Below are 20,020 nucleotides of genomic sequence, written 5' to 3'. Positions count from 1 at the left end.
ATTTCGAGATGCTATGTATGATTCCGGAGATAAGTCTCCCGAGAGGAGATCGTCTACTTCGGACCGGCGTCGGACTCGTCGCTCACTTCGAGAATCTCGTGGAGGGCGTGGTTGTAGAGTTGTCGCACGGTGTCACGAGTCCAGTCGAGACTCTCCCGTTGGGTGGTGGTGGGAAAGAGACGGTATCGTGGACTGTACTCCATGCGACTTGCTTTCGTCTATGGAGTGTAGTTTATTAAACGTTTATGAGTAGAGATGTGTGACGATCGTGCGGGTGCTGTATCCCCGCCCTACTCGCTCCCGTCGGTCGCTCCTCGAGGACGGGGGCTTAGCACCCTCTCTTTCAGCTAACTCGGTCTCGGCTTTCTCGATCCGTTTCTGACGTCGTACGAATTCGGCGTGAACTCTGCCGCTGAAACGTCCGAACTTCGGCGTCTCACCTGGAAAAATTCTCGCTCGGTCGGCAACTACGTTCGTGGAATGTCCATGGAGCAGTAGAGTACTGGCACGCGAACGTGCTTCACCCCGTTGCGCGCGACCTCCTGCATTCGGATCGCGGCGGTTCCGCTACCCGTCGCTCACGGAGTCGTTCACGACGGGAAAGCGGGTCGGGCGCGATTTGGACACCCGGTCACGCGGTCGCTCGATCCGCACGCGCTGCGTGTTCCCTGCGATTCAAATCGCGGTAGCCGCTTCGCTTCTCGCGTACGTGCTCGGAGCAGAAGCGGGCCGGGCGCGATTTGAACACGCGACCGTCTGGTTAAAAGCCAGACGCTCTGCCAAACTGAGCTACCGGCCCTCTGTTTCGTCTTTCGGTGAGTAGCGGTTAAACGTTTCTTTCTTCGATGCACCGGGATTCCGGAGCCTGTGCGATCGAGTCACTCGCGTTCGAAGTACTGGTCGAGTGCGTCGGTGACGAGTTGGCCGGGATGAACGTCGTCGATGGAGGCGCGCCGTCGAAGATCGCGGTAGGTGGACGGTGAGAGGGTGAGTTCGAGTGTACCGAGGGTGACGCCGTGGTCTGCGAGCGCCTGGTCGAGGGGAACATCGTTGTTGACGGCGCTTGCGACGCTGCGAACGTCGCGAACGGTGAGGTCGCCGTCGAGAGTGGCCCAGGCGAGGAGCAATCGGGCTTCGCCGGCGACGCGGGCGATGTGTTTGGCGGCGGTGGGGGCGATCTGTCCGAGTGCAACCTGTTTGCGGACCGACCGCGGGAGGTCGTGAACGCGTGCCCACTTCCGAATGAAGGAGACGGTCGCTTCGCCGTCGGTGCGTTCGGCGGCGGCCTTGTAGGAGCCTTCGCCGCGCACGAGGGCGGCGCAGGCGGCCGCGCCGCGGAGCATGTAGAGGTGATCGTCGTCGGTTACACCGGCGGCGAACTGACGAACGGTTTCGGCGGCGTCCGCGAGGCTATCGGGGTCGTCGGGGTCGAAAATGACGGCTTCGCGGGCACGAGTTCCGGTGACTGATTCGTCGCCCCGGATTACTGGCGCTCCGACGGGCGATTCCCGGTCCGTCGGAATCGATCGATCGGAGGCAGCGCGACGGCGCGATCGATCACCAGGCCGGTTGTCGGTCATGAATTTCAGTAGGGATCACGTCGTTAAAAAGGTCTGCACTGAGACCACAGTCTCGAGTTACTCCTCGCGCTGCTCCGCGAGGTGCTCCCAAATTTCCGTACAGCCGGCCCCGTCTTCGATATCGTCGAGGTGTGTGTCGTCACGCTCGGTCGCTTCTTGCTCAATCGGCTCTGGATTGCAATCAGCTGCATCAGACATGGGCACCCGTTCGAACCCTGATGGGATAAGTATCGCTTCGCCTGCAAGCGATACCCGTGCTGTGTCTTATGGGCGTTTTATGCCGGTATCTCTGACAGATCCGTCCAATCCGACCAGGGCCGGGAGGAACGTCACGTAGACGGTCGGGATCGGACTGATACCGGCCGACGTGATCGGTCTCGTCGAGCGGACGACCGAGCACAGTCCTTCACTGGTGTGAGAGATACGACGGTACAGAGATATTGTCAGATTTGTTTGTGGTTGTGGACCATCGTCTCCTGTTTTGCCGAATGACGGCGTCTCTGTGCGCCGAGACGGACGATGAGTTCCCTTCGGAGACGTATGTCCGTGGTGAGAGGTGGGCCAAAAACACTGCGTACTGGAGGGAAGGAGGAGCCGTCCGTTGTCGTCAGCGGTATCGGAACCCCGATATCCGGCGGTGAGGCGCCAGTCTCGGGTCTGTCCCGAATGCACCCCGCTGTGGAGCGAAGGGTGAAGGGGTAAATGTGGCCGGTAAGTAAGGTGCTTCTTTCAGAACAATGTGTTGTGGTACCAACCATCTATCGAAATATCGAATTGACCTGTTTGAATGGTGGGTCGACGTCGATCGAAACGGTACCGAGTATGAACGAGGACGTGAAAGCCGAATCGATGCGGCCGTACACTGTGCCGACGACCGGTGTCATGGTGCCCGCGCGCTGGCGTTGCTGTCGCAGGCGCGCGGCTTTTTCTCCCGGCTTGTGAACGATCGGTTGGTCACTCCATGAGTCTGGACACGATCCACGACCTGTTCGAACATGGCCTCGAGGACATCTACCACGCGGAGCATCAGTTGCTCGATGCACTCGACGAACTCGAGAGCAACACCGAACGCGAGGAAATTTCCCGAGCGTTTGCCGAGCACCGCGAGGAGACGCAGGAGCAGATCGACCGCCTTGAAAAAGTCTTCGACGAGTTCGGTGAGCCGCCCGAGAAAGAGGAATGCGAGGGTATCGAGGGGCTACTCGAGGAGTACGAGGAGTTCACCTCGATGGATCTGTCACAGGACGTGATGGACTACCACAACATGGCGGCTGCCGAGAAGACGGAACACTACGAGATTGCCGCATATGGGAACCTGATTCCCCTTGCCGACCACCTCGGGATGGACGACGCGGCTGATCTCCTCGAGGAAAACCTTCGGGAGGAGCAATCGGCTCTCGACGAACTGAAAGAGTTGACCGAAGAGTTCGAAATCGACGCGATACCGGCGGAGTGATTCGCATGCCGGAAGACCCCGATCAGGACGAGGACGAACAGACCCAGTACAGTGGGACGGAAGATGGGCAGCCAACGACCGACATCGAGGACGAGGCGGACGGAGAGAGCAACGCCGACGAGTAGATGCCACCATCCTGCAGTTCAGTATTCCGGTTCCGTTTCACACGTGATAGAAAGCGAGACGCATACTCCTTTTACTATTCGGTGCGGTATTCGTACGTGTGACGACGCCCGCTCCGGAGGAACGCAACGAACTGTCGATCAGATCCGCGGAGCGTGCGGATCTGCTCGCTGTTGTTCACATCGAGAACGAGTCGTTTTCCCAGCCCTGGCCGTACGACGCTTTCGAGCGATTCCTCGGCGAGCCGGGTTTTCTCGTCGCAGAAGCCAACGGCCGGGTCGCCGGCTACGTCGTCGCCGACGTGACCACGCAGATCGGTCGCTCCCTCGGACACGTAAAGGACATCGCCGTTCATCCCGACCGGCGCGGGATGGGCGTCGGTTCGGCACTTCTCACCCGGTCACTCGGCGTCCTCGCGGCCCACGGTGCCGAGTCCGTAAAACTCGAGGTTCGGCGCTCGAACGACGATGCGAGACGGCTCTACCGGGAGTTCGGTTTCGAACCGCTCCGACAGGTTCCGGGCTACTACGGTGACGGCGAGGATGCGATCGTGATGATTCGGAAACTCGGCTGATCCGCGCGACCGAGACAGATGACTGCGATATCGGGTGCGGGACGTTTTACCGTTCGCGTTCGTAAACGGGGCTATGGGATACGCCTGTCCGGTCTGTGGCGCCGAAGAGGCCGACGCGGTTCACCTCGCGAATCACCTGGCGATCACCGCCTCGCTCGGTCGCGAGGACCACCGCGCGTGGCTTGAGGAGTACGCACCCCACTGGGCCGACTGCGGCCCGGAGGAACTCGGCGAGATCGTCAGTCCGCACGCGGCAGAAATCGACACGCCGGCGTTCGAGGGGGGTGACCACGGTCACGACCACGACGACGACGCACCCGGCCGACCCGGATCGCTCGAGGAGGGACTCGCTCGTCAGAGCCGCCGCCCCGGCCGCGGTTCGATGACTGCTGAAACCGAGACCGTCTTACGGGAGGCTGCCGAGATGACTCGACAGCTGCACCCCTCGAGCGAGGACGACGTGAGCGACGAATCGGAGTCGAACGCCGAAGCTGGGGGTGGCGACACCGACGAGAACGAAAACGCGTAACTGCCGGCCCGCCCACTGTGTGCGTATGCACACGGTCGGGGCGTTCTCACCGGCGTCGATTGAAGCGGCTCGCGAGCGCTACGAAGCGGCCGGTCCTACGGCCCAGACGGTCGTCCGCGAGGTCGCGAAGGCGATGGCATTCGACCGCGAAGAGTACGACGACCGAGTCACGACCGACGTCGTCGAGACCGCTCGAGACGCCCTTTTCGCGAGCATGCTTGAGGTCACCGTCGGAAGCCGCGAGGAGTTCGAGGAGTGGCGCGAGTCCTACGACGGCGAGGTGACGACGGCCGGCCACGAGAGCGTCGACCGCGTCGTCTGGCACGCGGGCCCGGACGGCGATGCGGTCGCGGCGACGTTCCAGAACGAGGAGGACGCGGCGGTTGCGACGCTCCGTCGGCAAGCGTTCGGACGGTTGTACCGAGACCTCGTCTAGGCGAAACTCCTATTTTTGTTCCCACTGTAGTGGGAAACATGAGTACTGATGGTGAGAATCGACGCCTTGACGAAAAAGGCCGTATCACGATACCAAAACACATCAGAAACCAGTTAAATCTCGAAACGGGGGAACACGTCCGTGTCGATGTCGAAAACGGATCGGTCGTCATTCGACCCCGAATCTCCCGGCAAGACTTTATTCGGTCGATGCGGGGCTGTATTACCGAAGAGACGAAGGCCCCGGACGCACCGACAGTTCCGCCGGAAAACCTGAAAGCCGATTGGACATCGGACCTTCCGGACGAATAGCGATGTACTGTTTCGATGCGAATATCTGGATTTATTACCTGGACCAGACGCTCGAAGAACACGACGTAGTCACAGATTCGCTCGACTCATTGATCGAGAAGGAGCCGCTGTTTACGACGACAGTTCTGCAGATGGAGGTCGTCCACTATTTCCATACACAACTCGAGCACTCGGACGGTCGAATCGAACGTTTCCTGACCCTTGAAGATGTTCTCACGGCTGATCTGACGATAGAAGACGTCGAAACAGGGGCGGATATTCTACAGTCCCATCCACATGCCGGAATCGGTGGCCGTGATGCGGCAGTGCTCGCCGCGATGCATCGGTATGACGTCTCCCAACTGTGGACTCACGATACCGGGCTACGACGCGTCGCTGACGATCTCGAATGGCTCGAGGTAACGGATCCGGTCAGGAACGGCCGGTGACTTCGGAATGGAATCGATCGCGCCCGTGCGATCACCAGCTATTATCCGCTCGAGCACCCACCTTGTCACGATGACGGTACCCGACGAGTGGGAGCTCATAGAGGAGCGAACCGAGTACGAAACGGGCTGGTACGACGGCGGCTACGACTGCCTCGAGCAGCCGGACGGGAACGAGAAGCGATACTACTGGGCGGATTTACCCCCGGCGGTCGTCGTCGTCGCGCGGATCGACGGAGACGTCCTCGAGAATACGAACGGCGGGAGTGACGCGAGCGTTGACGGCGACCGGCTCCTGTTCGTCGAACAGTACCGGCCTACGATCCGCGAGACGCACCTCGAGTTGCCCGCGGGGATCGTCGAGGACGGCGAGTCCTACACGGAAGCGGCGACTCGCGAACTCGAGGAGGAGACCGGGTTTCGCCCGACGAGTACCGCACTTCTCCAGGAGTACGCAGTTGCGACGGGCGTCTTGCGACACGACCGCGGCGTCGTCTACGCCAACGGGCTCGAACTGGGGGAGCGCGAACTCGACAACAACGAGTTCTTGGAGGTGACGACGGTACCGGTCGACGAGGCGCTCGACCGCGCCCGGGAGCCGCCGGCGAACGATTCGACTCTGTCGGCACTGTTGCTGGCGGACGAAGACGGCTTCCTGTAGCGGCCTCACGTCGTCGTCTCTCGAGCGAGAGATTGCAGACTCAGATGAACGGAGGCGGACCGCGTCGGACGGCCTGACGCCAGCGGATCGATTCCACCGGCCCGCTAGTATCGGACCGTCTTCGGACCCGCACCCTTATTCGGCCTGCAGCCCAACGCGCTGGTAATGGACGGCGAAATCTCACCCGACGAGGTCGAGGAGCTTCTCGAGGACGACGCCGACGTTCGCATCGTCGATATCCGCGACGAGCAGACCTTCGATCACAGTCACATTCCCGGCAGCGAGAACATTCCCTTCCACGAACTCACGAGTCGCATCGAGGAACTCGAGGACGCTGACCGCATTGTTACCGTCTGTCCCCACGGCAAGGCCAGCGTTCAGGCCGCACAGCTCATCGGCTCCTACGAGGGGACTGCCGACGCTCGCGTCGAGAGCATGGACGGCGGCCTCGAGAAGTACGGCATGAAGTTCGGTCTCGTTCGCGAGGAGGAATCGACGGCGCCGACGGACGACCCCGAATCGCCCTTTTGAGAGCCGGTGTGCTATCGACGGTCGATTCTCTCACTCGGTTCCTCGTCTGCTCGCCCCACTCGAGCGGAGGAGCCGCGACGACCGTCGTCGGTCTGGCGCCGACGGACGACCAGCCAGTAGACGAGGCTCGAAACGCCCAGTAGGAGTCCGAGTCCGGTGACGACGCGCGTGAGCCCAGTGTCGGTACTCTGCGACCCGCCTCCGACGTCCTTGCGCTCGACGAACCTGGCGAAGTCGGCTGCAAATGCCTCGACATCGTCCCAGTTCGTGTACTCGTAATCGCGGGACGTGTCCGTATCGCCTGTCGTTAGCGCCGCGAATAATTTGAAGAACAGCCGTGTAGCCGGGTCGTACTGCGTGTATTTGATTGCGCCGGCGAAGGACCCGATTCGGTCGGGTTGCCAGCCCGTCCGGTCGACGAGAGCGTCCACCCACTCGGCCGCCCCCTCTCGGGCCCAGCGAAACGGAATCGCGGCGGCGAACGACAGCTGGAAGAACGCGGTCGGTCGTGCCGTCAGGACCTCACGGTTCCGTTCGACGAAGGCGATGACCGCCGGCAGGTGTGCCCGGTCGATGACCGGCGAGCCGACGAGCACGGCATCGAAATCGCCGACCGCCGTCTCCGAGACGGTTTCGACCCGTCTCGTCGTCACGTCGTGACCTCGATCAGCGATAACGGTCCCGATGGACTCGGCGACGGAGGCTGTTTGGCCGGTACCGGTTCCGAATACGACGAGAAACGACGCCATTTGGAGTCACATCGGTCTACGGACTCGATGATCGTAACTCCCCGGTGTCGATGGTCAACCGGCGATGACCATCGTCTACGTGATAATGCCGAAACGTGATTCCACCGGTAGTGATCCCGGCGCCGTCCGTGGGTTCGGAAGTCGTCTCAGAGCATCGCGGGCATTACGCGACGTTGAAGCCGCGATCCCGAAGGAAATCCTCGATGCGGCCAGTGTGATTGCCCTGCAGTTCGATGTGGTCGTCTTCGACGGTTCCGCCACAGGCGAACTTGGACTTGAGATCCGACGAGAGACTGTCCAGATCGACGTCCTTCGGATCGAATCCTTCGACGATCGTTACCTCTTTTCCGTATCTGCGCTCGTCAATGCGGATGTTGAGTTGCTGTTGGCCCTTGGCCACGTCCTCGCAGACGCAGAGTTCCTGGGGCAGCCCGCACGTCGAGCAGACTTCCGACATTACGTTCGTAGGTATGAAACGGGCATATTAAACACTATCGGGACCCGCATGCCCTCGCCTGGTTCTTTTTGAGTGTACGGGGGCACAATCGGTGCATAGAAGTATGGGGCCCGACTGCTCCGCAAACGGATTTCGCTCATCGAATGCGTCCAATCACCGGCAGTCGGTCTCGAGCCAGGTCGTCGACGATCGAAATCGCGTCGTCGGCGTCCGCTCGGCTGACACCGTCGCCGTAGAGCGCTCGTTCGTAACAATCGAGGACCCGTTCGGTCCGCGGATCGATCTGTGCGCGGTCGTCAGCGTCGGCGGGTTCCGAAATCGAGCGCAGATACGCTCGCGCGGACTCTGATCGACGGCGTGGCCGGTACTGGTGCGAAAGCAGCCGCTCGAGCCGTCGGAATGCGCGCTCGGCGTCGCGGTCGGGGTCGGCCCGAAACCCGTGCCAGTAAATGCCGACTTCGCGACGGAGACGTGTCGTCGCGCCAGTTCGGCGTACTCCCGCGGCGAGTCCGACGATCAGTACGAATCCGAACGCCCCGGTCTCGCGCACGAACGTGACGAATCGGTCGAGCCAGACCCTGACAGTGCTGGTAGCGCTGCCCGGTCCGTCGGCGGGATCGGATGTGTTGTCGTTCGACCCGGACACTTGGTCCTGCAGATCGGTCTCGTTGGGGGTCGTGGGAGCGGACGGTGATTCGTTCGGGCGCTCGTCAGGCGGTGACTGCTGTGGGTCGGAATCGTTCGTGTCGTCGGGAGTCTCGTCGGGCCGCTCCGGGAGCGGGACGTCCTCGCTCTCCTCGGTATCCGCGTCTTCGTTTCCGTTCTCCCTGGCCTCCCTGAGACGCTCGGTGTGGACGTCGTCGCGGCTGGCACCGGGTGTCGGGTCGAACCGAATCCAGCCGTGGTCGGGGAAGTAGACCTCGACCCAGGCGTGAGCGTCGAGCCCGCGGACCAGATACGTGTCGTCGTCGATCTGTTGACCGCTCGTGTAGCCAGTGACGTAGCGGGCCGGGATCCCCTCTTCGCGGAGCATCTGTGTCATCGTCGTCGCGAAGTAGACGCAATAGCCTTCGTCCATTCCGAGCAAGAATCCCTGCGCAACGTTCCCGGCGGGTTGGGAAACCTCGAGCGAGTACTCCTTCGAGGACTCGAGGTGTCGTTCGACCGCGACCGCCGTCTCGTAGGGGGTGGTGGCACCCGCCGTTACCTCCGCAGTGTGCTCTCGGAACTCGCTCGAGGTTCCCTCGGGGATCTGGAGGTAGAGGTCGGTGACCACGTCCGGGTAGTCCGTCCCCGCTGCCATGAGCTCGCTCGCATTGGCATCGACGATCGCGCTCTCGACGGTGTATGTGTCGCCCTTTTGAAGTGTGGTTTCGGGCCGCGGCTGGCCGTGTCTGGAAATGGTCGCCTGCTGGGCGGTATCACCGGATATGGACAGTGGCTGCGGTGCGGCCGGTATGATACCCAGTTTCGTCTCGGCGGTAAACGTTTGCTCGACCGTCTCGTACTCGCCGGGCGGGGCGTTGATCTGGCCGCCATCGTACCGGCTGCTCTGGCCGGTGCGGACCCACTCATCGCCAGTGAACCGGTCGTAAACGCCCGTCCGCCAGTACGATTGCGTCGGTGATTCGACGGTGAATCGGGTTTCCGGCGAGAGATCGACCTGACCGGAGATTCCCGATCGCTGGGGGGCGGAATCGATCGTCGCTTCGAGCGTACCCGCTTCGCCCTGGACGAGGTGGGTCGGCCCGACCGGTTCGCCGGGGACCGCCGTAACGGTCAGCGAGAGGCAGATGGCCAGTGCGAAGAGGACGGTCAGCAGGTCCGCCTGTGCGATCGAACCCCCTCGCTCCTTGAGTTCGCCGAACGCCACGGCGGCTATTGCGGCGAGGGTACCGATCAGCGTGACGACCGTCCCGGCATCGCCGGTCAGGACGAGAAAGCCGAGCGCTGCTCCACCGAGAACGACGCTCAGGCCGTAGTGGCTCCGGAGGGCGAAGTACCACGAGAGGAAGACCGGCGCGGGTGCGAACCCGAGCGTCCAGACGCCCGCCTGAACCATCCGGAGCAACGGGAGGCCGGTCGCGAGCGCAACGGTATCGGAGACGATGGCGTCGGTCGAACTGAAGACGACACCGAGTTCGACGCCGGCCGACGCGAGATAGTAGGCGAATCCGAACCCGGCCACCGACAGTGCGAGCACGGCGGCCGTCTGTGGGCGGATCGTGCGGGCACAGACGGTCGCCGCGAGGAGCATCAGCCCGACGAGCGAGAGCAGCGACCACGTCCCGCCGACGACGTGCGTTACGTCGTAGAGCACGCTCACGTACGAGGCTGTCAGGACCAGCACGCAGCCGAGTGCGAGCCGGTGCATCGCGTCGGTGCCGAGCGCCCCATCGGTCTCGACCGAAACCGTTCGATCGCCCGCGTGGCTGGACGACTCCGCACTCATGTGGTCGTCCTCGGGGAACTTCCGGTGCCACGATCGTTGCCGTCGTCGCGTCCGGTCAACTCTCGGTGCGCTCGCCTCGCCTCTTCGGATCGGTCGCTGCCACGGAGCCGGTCGAACGGAATCTCGCGGCCCTCGACGACGATCGTCGTCTCGTCCGCCTCGGTTCGAACCAGGACGTCCGCGTCCCGGCGGGTTCGCTCCGGAAGCTCGCCGGGCTTGGCGAGGGCGAGCAACCGCAACAACTCGCGGTGGTGCGTTCGACCCGCTCCCGGCGGGCGGGACTCGTTCGGGAGAGCGATCCCAACCGTCGTGCCCCGCTCGAGGAGGTAGGTCACGACGCTGGCAGCAGCAGCGGCCATCTCGTCGACGCGGTCGGTGGAGCCACGGTCGGTGGCTCCATCGAATCCGTGTGGGAGACACTCGGCGGCGATCGTAACAGTACTCCCCTTCTCGTCGTCCGCGTACTCCACGATGGTCAGTTCGTCGCCGGGGCGTTTGGCGGCGCTCTTCCAGTGGACGTCGCGGAGGGAGTCGCCGTGGCGGTACTCCCGGAGGTAGTCGAACTCCCGCTGATCGTGCCGATCCGCGAGGCCGGTGAGCGCCTGGAGATCGGTGGCGGACCCGCGGCCTAGGTCGCGAACGTACGGGTAGACGAGGGCGGGAGTGGTTTCCTCGTACTCGAAGGGCCGCTCTACGAGTCCGAGGATGTCCCGGACCACGATCGACAGCGGACCGACTCGCTTATCACCCCGACGCTCGAGTTGCACGTCGTACGCGACAGTCTCGTCGCCTTCGAGCGTCGTCTCCGCGATCGGACCCTCGGTTGCCGAGAGTCCCTCACCGACCGTATCGCGGACGGTTGCGGCGATGGGTCCGCCGCTCTCGATGGCGACCTCGACCCGTCGATGCTCGCCGATAAACCCGTCAGGAACGGGGTGGCGATCGACGTACGGCCGGTCGGCACGGACGACAGCGGCCAGGCCGGCCAGCAGGACGACACCGAGCGGGACGACGACGGCGTTGAGCGCCCGGGGGCCGAACCACTGGCTCATCGCGACGGCGACGAGGACGACGGCGACGACGGTCCAGCCGCGGATCGTCAGACTCGGTCTCATTCGACGGGCACACGCTCGAGTGCGTCCTCGACGACCGCCGTCCCGTCCCGATCGTGACCGGTGGTCTTGATCCGGTGGCTCATCACGACGGGTGCTTCGATCTGGACGTCGTCGGGAGTCACGTACTCCCGGCCGTCGATGACAGCACGCGCCTGGGCTGCCCGAAGCAGCGAGATCGTCCCGCGCGGGCTGACGCCGATGTGTGCGTTTTCACGGGTGTACGCCGCCAGCTGCGTCGCGTACTTCCGGATCGGTTCGGCGACCTGGACCGTCGAGACGACTTCCCGGGCAGCGACGAGCGTCTCGCGGTCTGTCACGGCTTCGAGTGACTCGATTGGATGATCACCGACCGTTCGGTCGAGCAACTCCGCTTCCTCGTCGGGGTCGGGATAGCCCAGGTGGAGTTTCTTCATGAAGCGATCGATTTCTGCGAAGGGCAAGTCGTAGGTGCGGTTCGGTTCGACGGCGTTCTGGGTCGCGATGACCGTAAATGGCGTCGGAAGCGCCCGCGTCGTCCCGTCGACGGTCACCTGCTGTTCTTCCATGGCCTCGAGCAACGCTGCCTGTGTTTTCGGCGGCGCGCGGTTAATCTCGTCACCCAGGACGATGTTGCCGAAAATGGGTCCAGATTGAAACTCGAATTCGCGGGTCTTCTGGTTGAAGACGTTGACGCCGGTGACGTCGGTCGGCAGGAGGTCGGGCGTGAACTGGACGCGACTGAACGTACAGTCGACCGATCTGGCGATAGAGCGCGCGAGCATGGTCTTGCCGACGCCGGGGACGTCGTCCAGCAGGACGTGTCCGCGCCCCAGAATAGCGGTAACGACGTGTTCGATCACGCCCTCGTGGCCGACGATCACGCGCGCGACGTTCTCCTCGATATCGGCACAGAGTCTCTCGACCGTCGATATCTGGAGGTCGGTGCCGTCGGCCGTCGACGTAGTACCTGCATCTGCTGTCGGATTGACATTGGTCATAGTCTCGAATGTGTCGGCGGGACCCGGGTGACCCAGTCGCTACTACGCAATCCGTGTCTGCGGAACATATGTTTTGTGTCATATAAGCTACCGGTACGACGAGTCGTTCGCCGGAATCACCCGATCAGTGTCGTACACTGCGCGGACTGAATTGCCGTTACGGAGCGCGGCGCTCTCGGGACGGCCGTCAGCGCTGTCGCTTCCAGGATAGCGATCTGAAAACGATACCCCTGTCGGAATTGCCTAGAGACGCTCGACGTTCGTCGCGCGCGGCCCCTTCTCGGCCTCAACGATGTCGAACTCCAGTTCCTGACCCTCCTCCAGGTCAGGGCCGCCGATGTCCTCCATGTGGAAGAACACGTCCTCGTCCGCGTCGTCAGTCTCGATGAATCCGTAGCCGCCAGTGTCGTTAAAGAACGCGACCGTACCTTTCGCCATTGCAGGTAAACAAACCCACGACGCAAATATAAATGTTCGGGGGTACACTTGCAGGGACGCCGCGAGAAGTCCGTAATTACCGTCACCGGTAGACGGTGTACCTTTTCAAGCAGTATAGGAAAACGTCCCTGGGGTGACCCCGAGTCGATTCACCACTTCTTGCAGTTCGGACAGACTAATTCGCCCTCCTCACGCCAGACACGGCCCGTCGTCTCGTCGCAACGAAAACACTGGTAGTCGCCGGACGCGAACGTCGAGAACTCGACGTCACCGGGTCCGTTCCGCGAATCGCCACCAGCACTCGAGTCGACGGCCGGTTCGTCGTATTCGTCCGCTCCGTCGGACGTGCTGTCGGCCTCCTCGTCGTCGGTGTTCGGGACGAAATCTGAGAGCGTCGCGTCGTCGGTCACGGACCGAGGTACGAACGGTGGCGGCTTAATCGCTCCGCCGACGGGGGACCGGCACGGCCAAGTAGGACCGGTCACAACCCCAGAACATGGACACGTTTACACCGATGAACATCATCGTGGACAATCTCATCGAAATGACCGCCCTCTTCAGCGACGTGGCGATGGGCGAAGGACTTGCACCGCTTTTGATCCTGATTGGCACACTGCTCATCACCGTCTCGATGGGTGTCTTCGGCATCCTCACCCTCGGTGCCGTCGGCAACCTCTTCACCGCGAACTGACGCCCGTTCGGTCCTTCGATACCGTCACTTTCCGCCGACGGTCACATGCTAACCGCTCTCCGTTCATCGCTGACGCTTCCGTGCTCACCGTTCACCTCGAGATACATACACCCTCAGTCACCACGATACCGCTCACCGCTCCGTCGCACGACTGAGCGCCTCGCTCGCGCGTTCGATTGCGTCCTCGAGGTTCGGCCCGAGCGGAGAGCCGACGACGATTCCATCGACGTGTTCGAGTGCCGCCGCGAATCGGTCGGCGACCGTTTCGGTCGTCCCGGCGATACAGAAGGCATCGATCATCGACGGGGTAACACGGCCGAACGCATCGGGAAGGTCCCCGCGCTCTAATGCATCGCTCACCGCCGTCGCGGCCTCGCGGTCGATGTCGTGGCGCTCGAGGACCGGTTCCGCGGCGCCACCGGCGATGAACGCGACCGGAGGGCGGGCCGCCTCCCGCGCATCTGCGTCGTCGCCGGCGACACTGACGCTCGCGAACGCAAGCGACTCGAACGGACCGCGTTCCTCCGGGCGTTCGTCCAGTCCCCGTTCGATCTCGCCCGCTGCCCACTCGAGGTCCCGCGGGTGGGCGGCGTTGACCAGCACGCCGTCCGCGTACTTGGCGCTCATCCGGAGCATGTGCGGGCCCTGTGCACCGACGTATACAGGGGGTCCGTCGGACGACGGCTCGAGGTTCAGTGACGCGTCTCGTGCCGCGAACGTCCCCTCGTGGGTGACCGTCTCGCCGGCCCAGAGGTCGCGAGCGACCTCGAACGTCTCGAGCACGCGACGGAGCGGCTTCTCGCGTTCGATCCCAAGGTTCGACAACGAGGAGCGATCCCCGGCGCCGACGCCGAAGATGGCCCGGCCATCGCTGATTTCGTCGATCGTCGCCGTCTGGGCGGCGAGTTTCACCGGATGGGTCTCGTACGGGTTGACGACGCCCGGTCCCAGCTGAATCTGGTCAGTCGCCTCGGCCATTCGCGAGAGGACGACGAACGGATCTCGATTGAAGTAGTGGCTGCTCGCGAACGCGACCTCGAACCCCTCCGTTTCCGCGAGTGCCGCCAGGTCGCCCATTCGATCGGGCGGGTGTTCGGGGGTGAGTTCGATGGCCCACGTCGGATCTCGGTCCTCCCGTCTCTCGCGGCTCGCGGGCCGCTTTGCTCCCCGATCGCTTTCTCGAGAATCGTCCGTCGTTCGATTCTCGCCGGTCATCCGTCGAACCTCCACTCCCGCAGCGCCTGGCGTACGAGGTCCTCCTCGACCGAACGGAACAGTTCGTCGCTGCCCTCGTGATCGCCGAACTCCCAGTCGCGGACGACGACTGCGGGCGTGCCGCCGGCTCCCTCGCCGGTGACGAGATTCGCGGCGGCGGCAAGTTCGTCGACGACAGACTGGACTGTAACGCCGAGTTCGTGGCCATCGCGGTCGAGTTCGCCCCGCCAGTCCCGACTAGCGGGCATCCCGGCCCAGCCGAGTGCGACGCCGCGCTGGCCGTGTCTGAACGGGCGCCCGCAGGTGTCCGTGACGATCACCGCCACGTCCACGATCCCACGCTCCTCGAGCCCCGACCGGATCCGCTCGGCGCTCTCACCCGGCCGCTTCGGCAGGAGCAATAGATCGTGATCCGGTACGTTCGAGCGGTCGATCCCCGCGTTGACGCAGATGTGGCCGAATCGCGTCTCGGTCAGCAGGAACGGTAAGTCGATCAGCAGTTCCGTACTCTCCTCGAGGACTGCCTGCGCGAACCGGGGGTCTTTCTCCTCTCCAGCCACCGCGGCGATTCGATCGGCGATCTCTCGTGCCCGGCCGCTTTCGGGAAAGTCCTCGAGGTCGGCCGTGCGACCTTCGGCTTTCGACACGATGGTGCTCGCGACGGTGAGTACGTCGCCAGGCTGCAGATCCGCACGATCTGCGACGAGGGACGCGATGTCGTCGCCGGGGCGGATCTCGGGCAGACCCGCCACGCCGTTGAGTTCCATACCGGAGGGTGGGGAAGCGACGTCAAAAACGCACCGTCACCGGATAATCGAGCCAGTCTAGTCGTCCTTGAGAACGGACGTCCGAACGAACCCGCCGAACAGCGGTTCGAATGCGGTTGTGGAAACGGAAACGCCGTCTCTCTAGTGGGCCCGCGGTATGAGCGTGCGAGCAGGTGGCATATTGGCTGCATCATTGCAGGCGGAGTCATATGCTGGTCACGAGCGAGAGTGAGGTATTCATGGCTACCGTCGAGACTGTCCTCTCGTCGATTTTCAGCACAATTCCCGAACTTCACTCCGGCCAGCTCGGCCTGCTCTCCGGCGTTCTCGTCGGCATTCTCTACTGGCACGGTCATCGCCAGTCGTCGCTCGCCCTCCTGACCGCGTTCTACCTGCTCGCACTCGGAGTCGTGCCCGCTCCCCAGAGAGGACTGGCCGTGGTGCAGTACAAGCCGTGGTATTTCTGCTCGTTCTTGATTCTCGCCTCGCTGACGACGATCGGCACCCGCGTCGTCTGGACGCGCGTGTCAGGTCCGAACCAGCCTCGAGTACCGGAAGTCGGCTCACGGGACGTCTGATCCGCGAATCGTTCCCGGCGACGATTCCCCTTTCGACGGAATCCGCGGTCCCCATACTCGGGTCTACTCCCCCCGCTCGTGGGGATCGCCGTGGCCCCCACCGCCGGGCGTCCTGACCGTTATCGTCGTCCCGGCCGGAACGTCGACTGTCGTTTTCGCGGGGACCGACTCACCGTCGATCACATTTTCGCCGGTCGCGCCGTCCTCGCCGCCGGCGACGCCTTTCGGTGTGTGGCGTCGGCGCTCGGTCAGCAGCGACACGGTCGCGTCCGTCTCGACGGTCACGGAACGCTCGAGCCCCAAACCCCCGCGGAACCGGCCGCGGCCGCCGCTGCCCTCGCGGAGCGCGTAGCGCGCGACCCGGAGCGGGTACTCGGTCTCGAGCGATTCGATCGGCGTGTTGAGCGTGTTGGTCATCCCGACCTGCACGCCGTCCATCCCGTCGCGGTCGGGACGCGCGCCGAAGCCGCCACCGATGGTTTCGTAGTAGGTGAACGAGCCGTCACGCGCGCCGATAGTCAGGTTGTTCATGGTTCCCTGACCCTGTGCTGGGACGCGCTCCGGTGCAGCCGTCGCGAGCGCGGTAAACACTACGTCGGTGACTCGCTGGCTGGTCTCGACGTTGCCGCCGACGACCGCAGCGGGCGGTCGAGGATCCAGCAGTGACCCCTCGGGCGCGCTGACGGTCACCGGCTCGTAACAGCCGTGGTTCGGCGGTATTTCGGGATCGGTGAGACACCGCACGACGAAGTAGACCGCGCTCTTCGCGACCGCGAGCGGGGCGTTTAGGTTCCCTGCGACCTGTGGTGCAGTCCCCGAGAAATCCACGTCGATCCGGGGCCCGTCGATCGTCACCGTCGCGGCGATCTCGACGTCCTCGTCGGTCACGCCGTCGCCCTCGAGGACGTCGGTCGCTTCGTAGCTGCCGTCGGGCAACGCTTCGATCTCGCGCTCGACGCGCTCGCGCGAGTACTCGATCACAGCGTCGAACCCGGTTCGGACGATCTCACGGCCGTGTTCGGCGAAGAGGTCGGCGAGCCGTGACTCGGCGCGTTCGTTCGCCGCTTGCTGGGCGCGGAGGTCGGCTCGGCGCTCGCGGGGATTGCGGACGTTCGCGAGGAGAAGCGAGCGGACGTCGTCCCTGAGTCGCCCGCCAGCGACGAGTCGGGTCGGCGGGAGTCGAAGGCCTTCCTGATGAATCTCTCGTGAACCGGCCGGCATGCTGCCGGGGGTCATCCCGCCGACGTCGGCGTGGTGGGCGCGGGAGACCGCGTAGCCGACGATCTCGCGGTCGCTTCGATCACTGTCGCCGTCATCGTCGTTCGCGTCCCCGTCGCTCCTGCCGTCCCCTTGACGGCCGGGTGCGAGCGGCGAGACCATCGTCACGTCGGGCAGGTGAGTCCCGCCGGTGAACGGGTCGTTGAGGACGAACACGTCGCCGGGCTCAGGATCGCACTCGCGGACGGCATCGACCGCGGCCGGCATCGCACCCAGGTGGACCGGGATGTGTTCGGCCTGGGCGATCATCCGGCCGTCGGCGTCGAACAGCGCCGTCGAACAGTCCCGACGCTCCTTGATGTTCGGCGAGTACGCCCCGCGGATCAGGGTCTGGCCCATTTCCTCCGCGACGCCCTCGAGCTGATTGCGCAGCACCTCGAGCGTGACTGGATCGATACTTCTGTCGTCGGTGTCGCCCGTCTCGTCAGTGCTCACAGTCATGGTGTTCTCACTCCAGGGTCGTGTTCTTGGGTCAGTACGAGCGTGCCGTCCTCGAGGACGTCGCCCGACCACGCGGGCGGAACGACGGTCGTACTCTCGGCTTGCTCGAGGATCGCCGGTCCGGACACCGTCGCACCTGGGGCGACCCGATCCCGGTCGAAGACGGTCGCCGTGCGCGGTCCGACGCCGGGAAAGTGTGCGTTTCGAGTGCCCACGATGTCGTCTCCCCGCCCATCGTGGCGGACGGCCGGTTCGGACCCGGGAACCGTCGCCGTCGCGCGGAGAGTGACTACCTCGATCGCTTCGTTCATGGCGTACCCGTAGGCTCGTTCGTGGGCCTCGCGGAACCGCGTTGCAACCGTTTCCGCGTCGAACTCGTCGTCGACGGGGACGGTCAGTTCGAAGCTCTGTCCGTCGTATCGGCAGTCCGCCGCTCGTTCGACGCGTGCCGCGTCCGCGTCCGATGCGTCGGCGAGGACGTCCGACACGAGGTCGTCGTAGCTGTCCTCGAGACCGTCCGGATCGGCGGCCGCCAGGTCGACCCCGACGGTCCGGGCCGCGTCGTAGCTCTCGTCGGCTGCGAGCAGTCCGTACGCGGAGAGGACCCCACTGGGCCGCGGGACGACGACGCGATCCACGGAGAGGGAATCAGCCAGTTCGGTGGCGTGCATCGGCCCCGCACCGCCGAACGCGACCAGGGAAAACTCACGCGGATCGTGGCCTCGTTCGACGGTGACGCCGCGGATCGTTCGCGTCATGGTCGCGTTTGCCACGCGGTAGACACCCCGGGCCGCGTCGAGCCCCCCCTCGAGTCCGGCCTCGTCGGCGAGTCGCTCGAGCGTCTCGCGGGCGGCGTCGACGTCGAGCGTTAGTTCGCCGCCCAGCGCCGTCTCCGGACCGATGTAGCCGAGCACGACGGCGGCGTCGGTGACGGTCGGCTCCGTTCCGCCCTGGCCGTAGCAGGCCGGGCCGGGCTCTGCACCCGCCGACCGAGGGCCGACCCGGAGTGCGCCGCCGGAGTCGACCCAGGCGATCGAACCGCCCCCCGCGCCGACGGTGTGGACGTCGACCATCGGCGTTCGAATCGGAAGCCCATCCACCTCGGCGTCGGTCGTCCGCTCGACGCGCCCGTCGCGAACGAGGCTCACGTCGCTCGAGGTTCCGCCCATGTCGAACGTGATGAGTCCGGACACGTCAGTGTCGTCGACGGTCGCCGCCGCACCCACGACGCCCGCCGCGGGCCCCGACAGCGTGGTCGTCACGGCACGTTCGCGAGCCGTCTCCGAGTCGGCGATGCCGCCGTTGGCCTGCATGATCCACGGTGTGGGGAGTCCCGCGTCGTCGACCTCCTCGACTAGCCGGCCGACGTAGCGATCGATTGTGGGCCGAACGTAGGCGTCCACGGCGGTCGTCGACGTCCGCTCGAACTCGCGAAACTCCGCGAGAACCTCGTGAGACGCCGAGATCGGGATCTCGAGTTCCTCGCGCAGTGTCTCCGCGACGACCCGTTCGTTTTCGGAGGCGGCGTACGCGAACAGTAGGCAGACTGCGACGGCTTCGACGTCACGGTCTCGAAGGGTCGCCGTGAGGTCGCGGATCTCATCGGGGTCGACCGACCGCTCGACGCCGTCGATCGTCGTCCGTTCGTCGACTTCGAACCGACGGTCGCGGGGAATCAGGGGTTCGGGTTTCTCGGCCTCGAGATCGTACAGCGCGGGACGGTTCTGGCGGCCGATTTCGAGGACGTCCCGGAACCCCTCGGTCGTGACGAGTGCGGTTCTCGCGCCGTCACGCTCGAGGAGGGCGTTGACCGAGACGGTCATCGCATGGGCGAAGCCGTCGATCGCTTCCGGCGCAATGCCGGCGCGATCGCAGGCCTTGTGGATCCCCTCGAGGACGCCCACGTGCTGGTCGTCCGTCGTCGGCACTTTCGCCGTGACGAGTCGATCGTCGACCGAGAGCGCCACGTCGGTAAACGTCCCGCCGACGTCGACGCCGATTCGTGTGTCGTCGTCTCCGGTTCGCCCGTCGGCGCTCGGTTCGTCACCCGTCATCGACGCTCGGCACCTCGAGAATCGGGGTCGGTTCTTCGCCGAGCGATACGGTCTCGTCCTGCGTCATGGTCACATGGGGGTGGCCGAGACAGGTATAGTTCACGCCTCGTCGGCGGCATGTGCGGCCCGTTGGCGCCACTGAATCGGTCGGTGCCCGCTCGAGCAATCGTGGAGAACGCGGG

At 64.3% G+C, this 20,020-nt stretch carries 24 protein-coding genes and 1 tRNA gene; 10 read left to right on the top strand and 15 right to left on the bottom strand.

All coding sequences use genetic code 11. The features are described from left to right. Positions 1-53: 53 nt before the first annotated feature. The 4 genes from NJU76_RS06395 to NJU76_RS06380 all read right to left on the bottom strand — a co-directional run bounded on the left by NJU76_RS06395 (position 54) and on the right by NJU76_RS06380 (position 1,778). Positions 54-203 carry a helix-turn-helix domain-containing protein gene (locus NJU76_RS06395; protein WP_254531955.1) on the bottom strand — a complete coding sequence of 50 codons (150 nt, stop codon included), beginning with the start codon at positions 201-203 and terminating at the stop codon, positions 54-56. 522 nt (positions 204-725) lie between these two features. Further along, a tRNA-Lys gene (locus tag NJU76_RS06390) sits at positions 726-799 on the bottom strand. Between the two features lie 79 nt (positions 800-878). Then, positions 879-1,580 (bottom strand): DUF7119 family protein, encoded by a 702-nt coding sequence (locus NJU76_RS06385; protein ID WP_254531954.1) that lies wholly within the window; start codon positions 1,578-1,580, stop codon positions 879-881. Between the two features lie 57 nt (positions 1,581-1,637). Beyond that, complete coding sequence (locus NJU76_RS06380) at positions 1,638-1,778, bottom strand: hypothetical protein (protein WP_254531953.1); 141 nt, start codon at positions 1,776-1,778, stop codon at positions 1,638-1,640. Between the two features lie 763 nt (positions 1,779-2,541). On the opposite strand from NJU76_RS06380, the gene NJU76_RS06375 reads away from it, so the two are divergent. The 8 genes from NJU76_RS06375 to NJU76_RS06340 all read left to right on the top strand — a co-directional run bounded on the left by NJU76_RS06375 (position 2,542) and on the right by NJU76_RS06340 (position 6,626). Next, a complete protein-coding gene (locus tag NJU76_RS06375; RefSeq protein WP_254531952.1) occupies positions 2,542-3,036 on the top strand; it encodes a ferritin-like domain-containing protein in 495 nt (164 codons plus the stop codon). A 223-nt stretch (positions 3,037-3,259) separates the two neighbouring features. After that, a complete protein-coding gene (rimI, locus tag NJU76_RS06370; RefSeq protein ID WP_254531951.1) occupies positions 3,260-3,733 on the top strand; it encodes a ribosomal protein S18-alanine N-acetyltransferase in 474 nt (157 codons plus the stop codon). A gap of 73 nt (positions 3,734-3,806) precedes the next feature. Beyond that, a complete protein-coding gene (locus tag NJU76_RS06365; protein ID WP_254531950.1) occupies positions 3,807-4,262 on the top strand; it encodes a DUF5810 domain-containing protein in 456 nt (151 codons plus the stop codon). Between the two features lie 25 nt (positions 4,263-4,287). Beyond that, positions 4,288-4,698, top strand: coding sequence for a DUF5809 family protein (locus tag NJU76_RS06360; RefSeq protein ID WP_254531949.1), 411 nt, complete (start codon positions 4,288-4,290; stop codon positions 4,696-4,698). Between the two features lie 38 nt (positions 4,699-4,736). Then, on the top strand, positions 4,737-5,009 hold the full coding sequence (locus tag NJU76_RS06355) for an AbrB/MazE/SpoVT family DNA-binding domain-containing protein (protein WP_254531948.1): 273 nt from the start codon (positions 4,737-4,739) through the stop codon (positions 5,007-5,009). Between the two features lie 2 nt (positions 5,010-5,011). After that, positions 5,012-5,437, top strand: coding sequence for a type II toxin-antitoxin system VapC family toxin (locus NJU76_RS06350; RefSeq protein ID WP_254531947.1), 426 nt, complete (start codon positions 5,012-5,014; stop codon positions 5,435-5,437). Positions 5,438-5,507: 70 nt separating this feature from the next. Next, on the top strand, positions 5,508-6,095 hold the full coding sequence (locus NJU76_RS06345; RefSeq protein WP_254531946.1) for an NUDIX hydrolase: 588 nt from the start codon (positions 5,508-5,510) through the stop codon (positions 6,093-6,095). A gap of 165 nt (positions 6,096-6,260) precedes the next feature. Further along, complete coding sequence (locus tag NJU76_RS06340; protein WP_254531945.1) at positions 6,261-6,626, top strand: rhodanese-like domain-containing protein; 366 nt, start codon at positions 6,261-6,263, stop codon at positions 6,624-6,626. Positions 6,627-6,637: 11 nt separating this feature from the next. Here the strand turns inward: NJU76_RS06340 and NJU76_RS06335 are convergent, their stop codons facing one another. The 7 genes from NJU76_RS06335 to NJU76_RS06305 all read right to left on the bottom strand — a co-directional run bounded on the left by NJU76_RS06335 (position 6,638) and on the right by NJU76_RS06305 (position 13,224). Beyond that, positions 6,638-7,375 carry a flavodoxin domain-containing protein gene (locus NJU76_RS06335; RefSeq protein ID WP_254531944.1) on the bottom strand — a complete coding sequence of 246 codons (738 nt, stop codon included), beginning with the start codon at positions 7,373-7,375 and terminating at the stop codon, positions 6,638-6,640. Positions 7,376-7,538: 163 nt separating this feature from the next. Beyond that, positions 7,539-7,832, bottom strand: a complete 294-nt coding sequence (gene yciH, locus NJU76_RS06330) for a stress response translation initiation inhibitor YciH (RefSeq protein WP_254521485.1) — start codon at positions 7,830-7,832, stop codon at positions 7,539-7,541. A gap of 136 nt (positions 7,833-7,968) precedes the next feature. After that, positions 7,969-10,284 (bottom strand): transglutaminase TgpA family protein, encoded by a 2,316-nt coding sequence (locus NJU76_RS06325; RefSeq protein ID WP_254531943.1) that lies wholly within the window; start codon positions 10,282-10,284, stop codon positions 7,969-7,971. Then, positions 10,281-11,399 carry a DUF58 domain-containing protein gene (locus NJU76_RS06320; RefSeq protein ID WP_254531942.1) on the bottom strand — a complete coding sequence of 373 codons (1,119 nt, stop codon included), beginning with the start codon at positions 11,397-11,399 and terminating at the stop codon, positions 10,281-10,283. Before NJU76_RS06320 ends, NJU76_RS06325 begins: the two co-directional genes overlap by 4 nt. Beyond that, positions 11,396-12,376, bottom strand: coding sequence for an AAA family ATPase (locus NJU76_RS06315; RefSeq protein WP_254531941.1), 981 nt, complete (start codon positions 12,374-12,376; stop codon positions 11,396-11,398). The genes NJU76_RS06320 and NJU76_RS06315 overlap by 4 nt, the downstream gene beginning before the upstream one ends. 243 nt (positions 12,377-12,619) lie before the next feature. Next, entirely contained in the window at positions 12,620-12,814 is a 195-nt protein-coding gene (locus NJU76_RS06310; protein WP_254531940.1) for a cold-shock protein, read from the bottom strand. Positions 12,815-12,963: 149 nt separating this feature from the next. After that, complete coding sequence (locus tag NJU76_RS06305; RefSeq protein WP_254531939.1) at positions 12,964-13,224, bottom strand: DUF7573 domain-containing protein; 261 nt, start codon at positions 13,222-13,224, stop codon at positions 12,964-12,966. 86 nt (positions 13,225-13,310) lie between these two features. Here NJU76_RS06305 and NJU76_RS06300 point away from each other — a divergent pair, with 86 nt between their 5' ends. After that, entirely contained in the window at positions 13,311-13,505 is a 195-nt protein-coding gene (locus NJU76_RS06300) for a DUF8024 family protein (RefSeq protein ID WP_254531938.1), read from the top strand. Positions 13,506-13,637: 132 nt separating this feature from the next. Here the strand turns inward: NJU76_RS06300 and NJU76_RS06295 are convergent, their stop codons facing one another. Next, positions 13,638-14,720: a 5,10-methylenetetrahydromethanopterin reductase gene (locus NJU76_RS06295; protein ID WP_256566380.1), complete on the bottom strand. Its 1,083-nt coding sequence runs from the start codon at positions 14,718-14,720 to the stop codon at positions 13,638-13,640. Further along, positions 14,717-15,487 carry a coenzyme F420-0:L-glutamate ligase gene (locus tag NJU76_RS06290; RefSeq protein ID WP_254531937.1) on the bottom strand — a complete coding sequence of 257 codons (771 nt, stop codon included), beginning with the start codon at positions 15,485-15,487 and terminating at the stop codon, positions 14,717-14,719. Before NJU76_RS06290 ends, NJU76_RS06295 begins: the two co-directional genes overlap by 4 nt. A gap of 239 nt (positions 15,488-15,726) precedes the next feature. Here NJU76_RS06290 and NJU76_RS06285 point away from each other — a divergent pair, with 239 nt between their 5' ends. After that, positions 15,727-16,065 (top strand): hypothetical protein, encoded by a 339-nt coding sequence (locus NJU76_RS06285; RefSeq protein WP_254531936.1) that lies wholly within the window; start codon positions 15,727-15,729, stop codon positions 16,063-16,065. Between the two features lie 63 nt (positions 16,066-16,128). Here NJU76_RS06285 and NJU76_RS06280 read toward each other — a convergent pair whose 3' ends face one another. Together NJU76_RS06280 and NJU76_RS06275 are read right to left on the bottom strand one after the other, a co-directional pair. After that, the gene (locus NJU76_RS06280; RefSeq protein WP_254531935.1) at positions 16,129-17,784 is read right to left on the bottom strand and encodes a hydantoinase B/oxoprolinase family protein; all 1,656 of its coding nucleotides are present in this window, start codon (positions 17,782-17,784) and stop codon (positions 16,129-16,131) included. Next, positions 17,781-19,838 (bottom strand): hydantoinase/oxoprolinase family protein, encoded by a 2,058-nt coding sequence (locus tag NJU76_RS06275; RefSeq protein WP_254531934.1) that lies wholly within the window; start codon positions 19,836-19,838, stop codon positions 17,781-17,783. The genes NJU76_RS06280 and NJU76_RS06275 overlap by 4 nt, the downstream gene beginning before the upstream one ends. Positions 19,839-20,020 lie beyond the last annotated feature (182 nt).

This window comes from Natrinema gelatinilyticum, from assembly GCF_024266705.1.
GTDB classification, from domain to species: Archaea; Halobacteriota; Halobacteria; order Halobacteriales; family Natrialbaceae; genus Natrinema; species Natrinema gelatinilyticum.
The sequence above is the reverse complement of the archived record's forward strand: the minus strand, read 5'-3'. Positions and strand labels throughout refer to the sequence as shown.

Bases quoted from the DNA above. Each gene is read 5' to 3' on its own strand.
- NJU76_RS06395 (WP_254531955.1), bottom strand. From the start codon at position 203: ATGGAGTACAGTCCACGATACCGTCTCTTTCCCACCACCACCCAACGG.
- NJU76_RS06385 (WP_254531954.1), bottom strand. From the start codon at position 1,580: ATGACCGACAACCGGCCTGGTGATCGATCGCGCCGTCGCGCTGCCTCC.
- NJU76_RS06380 (WP_254531953.1), bottom strand. From the start codon at position 1,778: ATGTCTGATGCAGCTGATTGCAATCCAGAGCCGATTGAGCAAGAAGCG.
- NJU76_RS06375 (WP_254531952.1), top strand. From the start codon at position 2,542: ATGAGTCTGGACACGATCCACGACCTGTTCGAACATGGCCTCGAGGAC.
- NJU76_RS06365 (WP_254531950.1), top strand. From the start codon at position 3,807: ATGGGATACGCCTGTCCGGTCTGTGGCGCCGAAGAGGCCGACGCGGTT.
- NJU76_RS06360 (WP_254531949.1), top strand. From the start codon at position 4,288: ATGCACACGGTCGGGGCGTTCTCACCGGCGTCGATTGAAGCGGCTCGC.
- NJU76_RS06355 (WP_254531948.1), top strand. From the start codon at position 4,737: ATGAGTACTGATGGTGAGAATCGACGCCTTGACGAAAAAGGCCGTATC.
- NJU76_RS06350 (WP_254531947.1), top strand. From the start codon at position 5,012: ATGTACTGTTTCGATGCGAATATCTGGATTTATTACCTGGACCAGACG.
- NJU76_RS06345 (WP_254531946.1), top strand. From the start codon at position 5,508: ATGACGGTACCCGACGAGTGGGAGCTCATAGAGGAGCGAACCGAGTAC.
- NJU76_RS06340 (WP_254531945.1), top strand. From the start codon at position 6,261: ATGGACGGCGAAATCTCACCCGACGAGGTCGAGGAGCTTCTCGAGGAC.
- NJU76_RS06335 (WP_254531944.1), bottom strand. From the start codon at position 7,375: ATGGCGTCGTTTCTCGTCGTATTCGGAACCGGTACCGGCCAAACAGCC.
- yciH (WP_254521485.1), bottom strand. From the start codon at position 7,832: ATGTCGGAAGTCTGCTCGACGTGCGGGCTGCCCCAGGAACTCTGCGTC.
- NJU76_RS06325 (WP_254531943.1), bottom strand. From the start codon at position 10,284: ATGAGTGCGGAGTCGTCCAGCCACGCGGGCGATCGAACGGTTTCGGTC.
- NJU76_RS06320 (WP_254531942.1), bottom strand. From the start codon at position 11,399: ATGAGACCGAGTCTGACGATCCGCGGCTGGACCGTCGTCGCCGTCGTC.
- NJU76_RS06315 (WP_254531941.1), bottom strand. From the start codon at position 12,376: ATGACCAATGTCAATCCGACAGCAGATGCAGGTACTACGTCGACGGCC.
- NJU76_RS06310 (WP_254531940.1), bottom strand. From the start codon at position 12,814: ATGGCGAAAGGTACGGTCGCGTTCTTTAACGACACTGGCGGCTACGGA.
- NJU76_RS06300 (WP_254531938.1), top strand. From the start codon at position 13,311: ATGGACACGTTTACACCGATGAACATCATCGTGGACAATCTCATCGAA.
- NJU76_RS06295 (WP_256566380.1), bottom strand. From the start codon at position 14,720: ATGACCGGCGAGAATCGAACGACGGACGATTCTCGAGAAAGCGATCGG.
- NJU76_RS06290 (WP_254531937.1), bottom strand. From the start codon at position 15,487: ATGGAACTCAACGGCGTGGCGGGTCTGCCCGAGATCCGCCCCGGCGAC.
- NJU76_RS06285 (WP_254531936.1), top strand. From the start codon at position 15,727: ATGGCTACCGTCGAGACTGTCCTCTCGTCGATTTTCAGCACAATTCCC.
- NJU76_RS06280 (WP_254531935.1), bottom strand. From the start codon at position 17,784: ATGACTGTGAGCACTGACGAGACGGGCGACACCGACGACAGAAGTATC.
- NJU76_RS06275 (WP_254531934.1), bottom strand. From the start codon at position 19,838: ATGACGGGTGACGAACCGAGCGCCGACGGGCGAACCGGAGACGACGAC.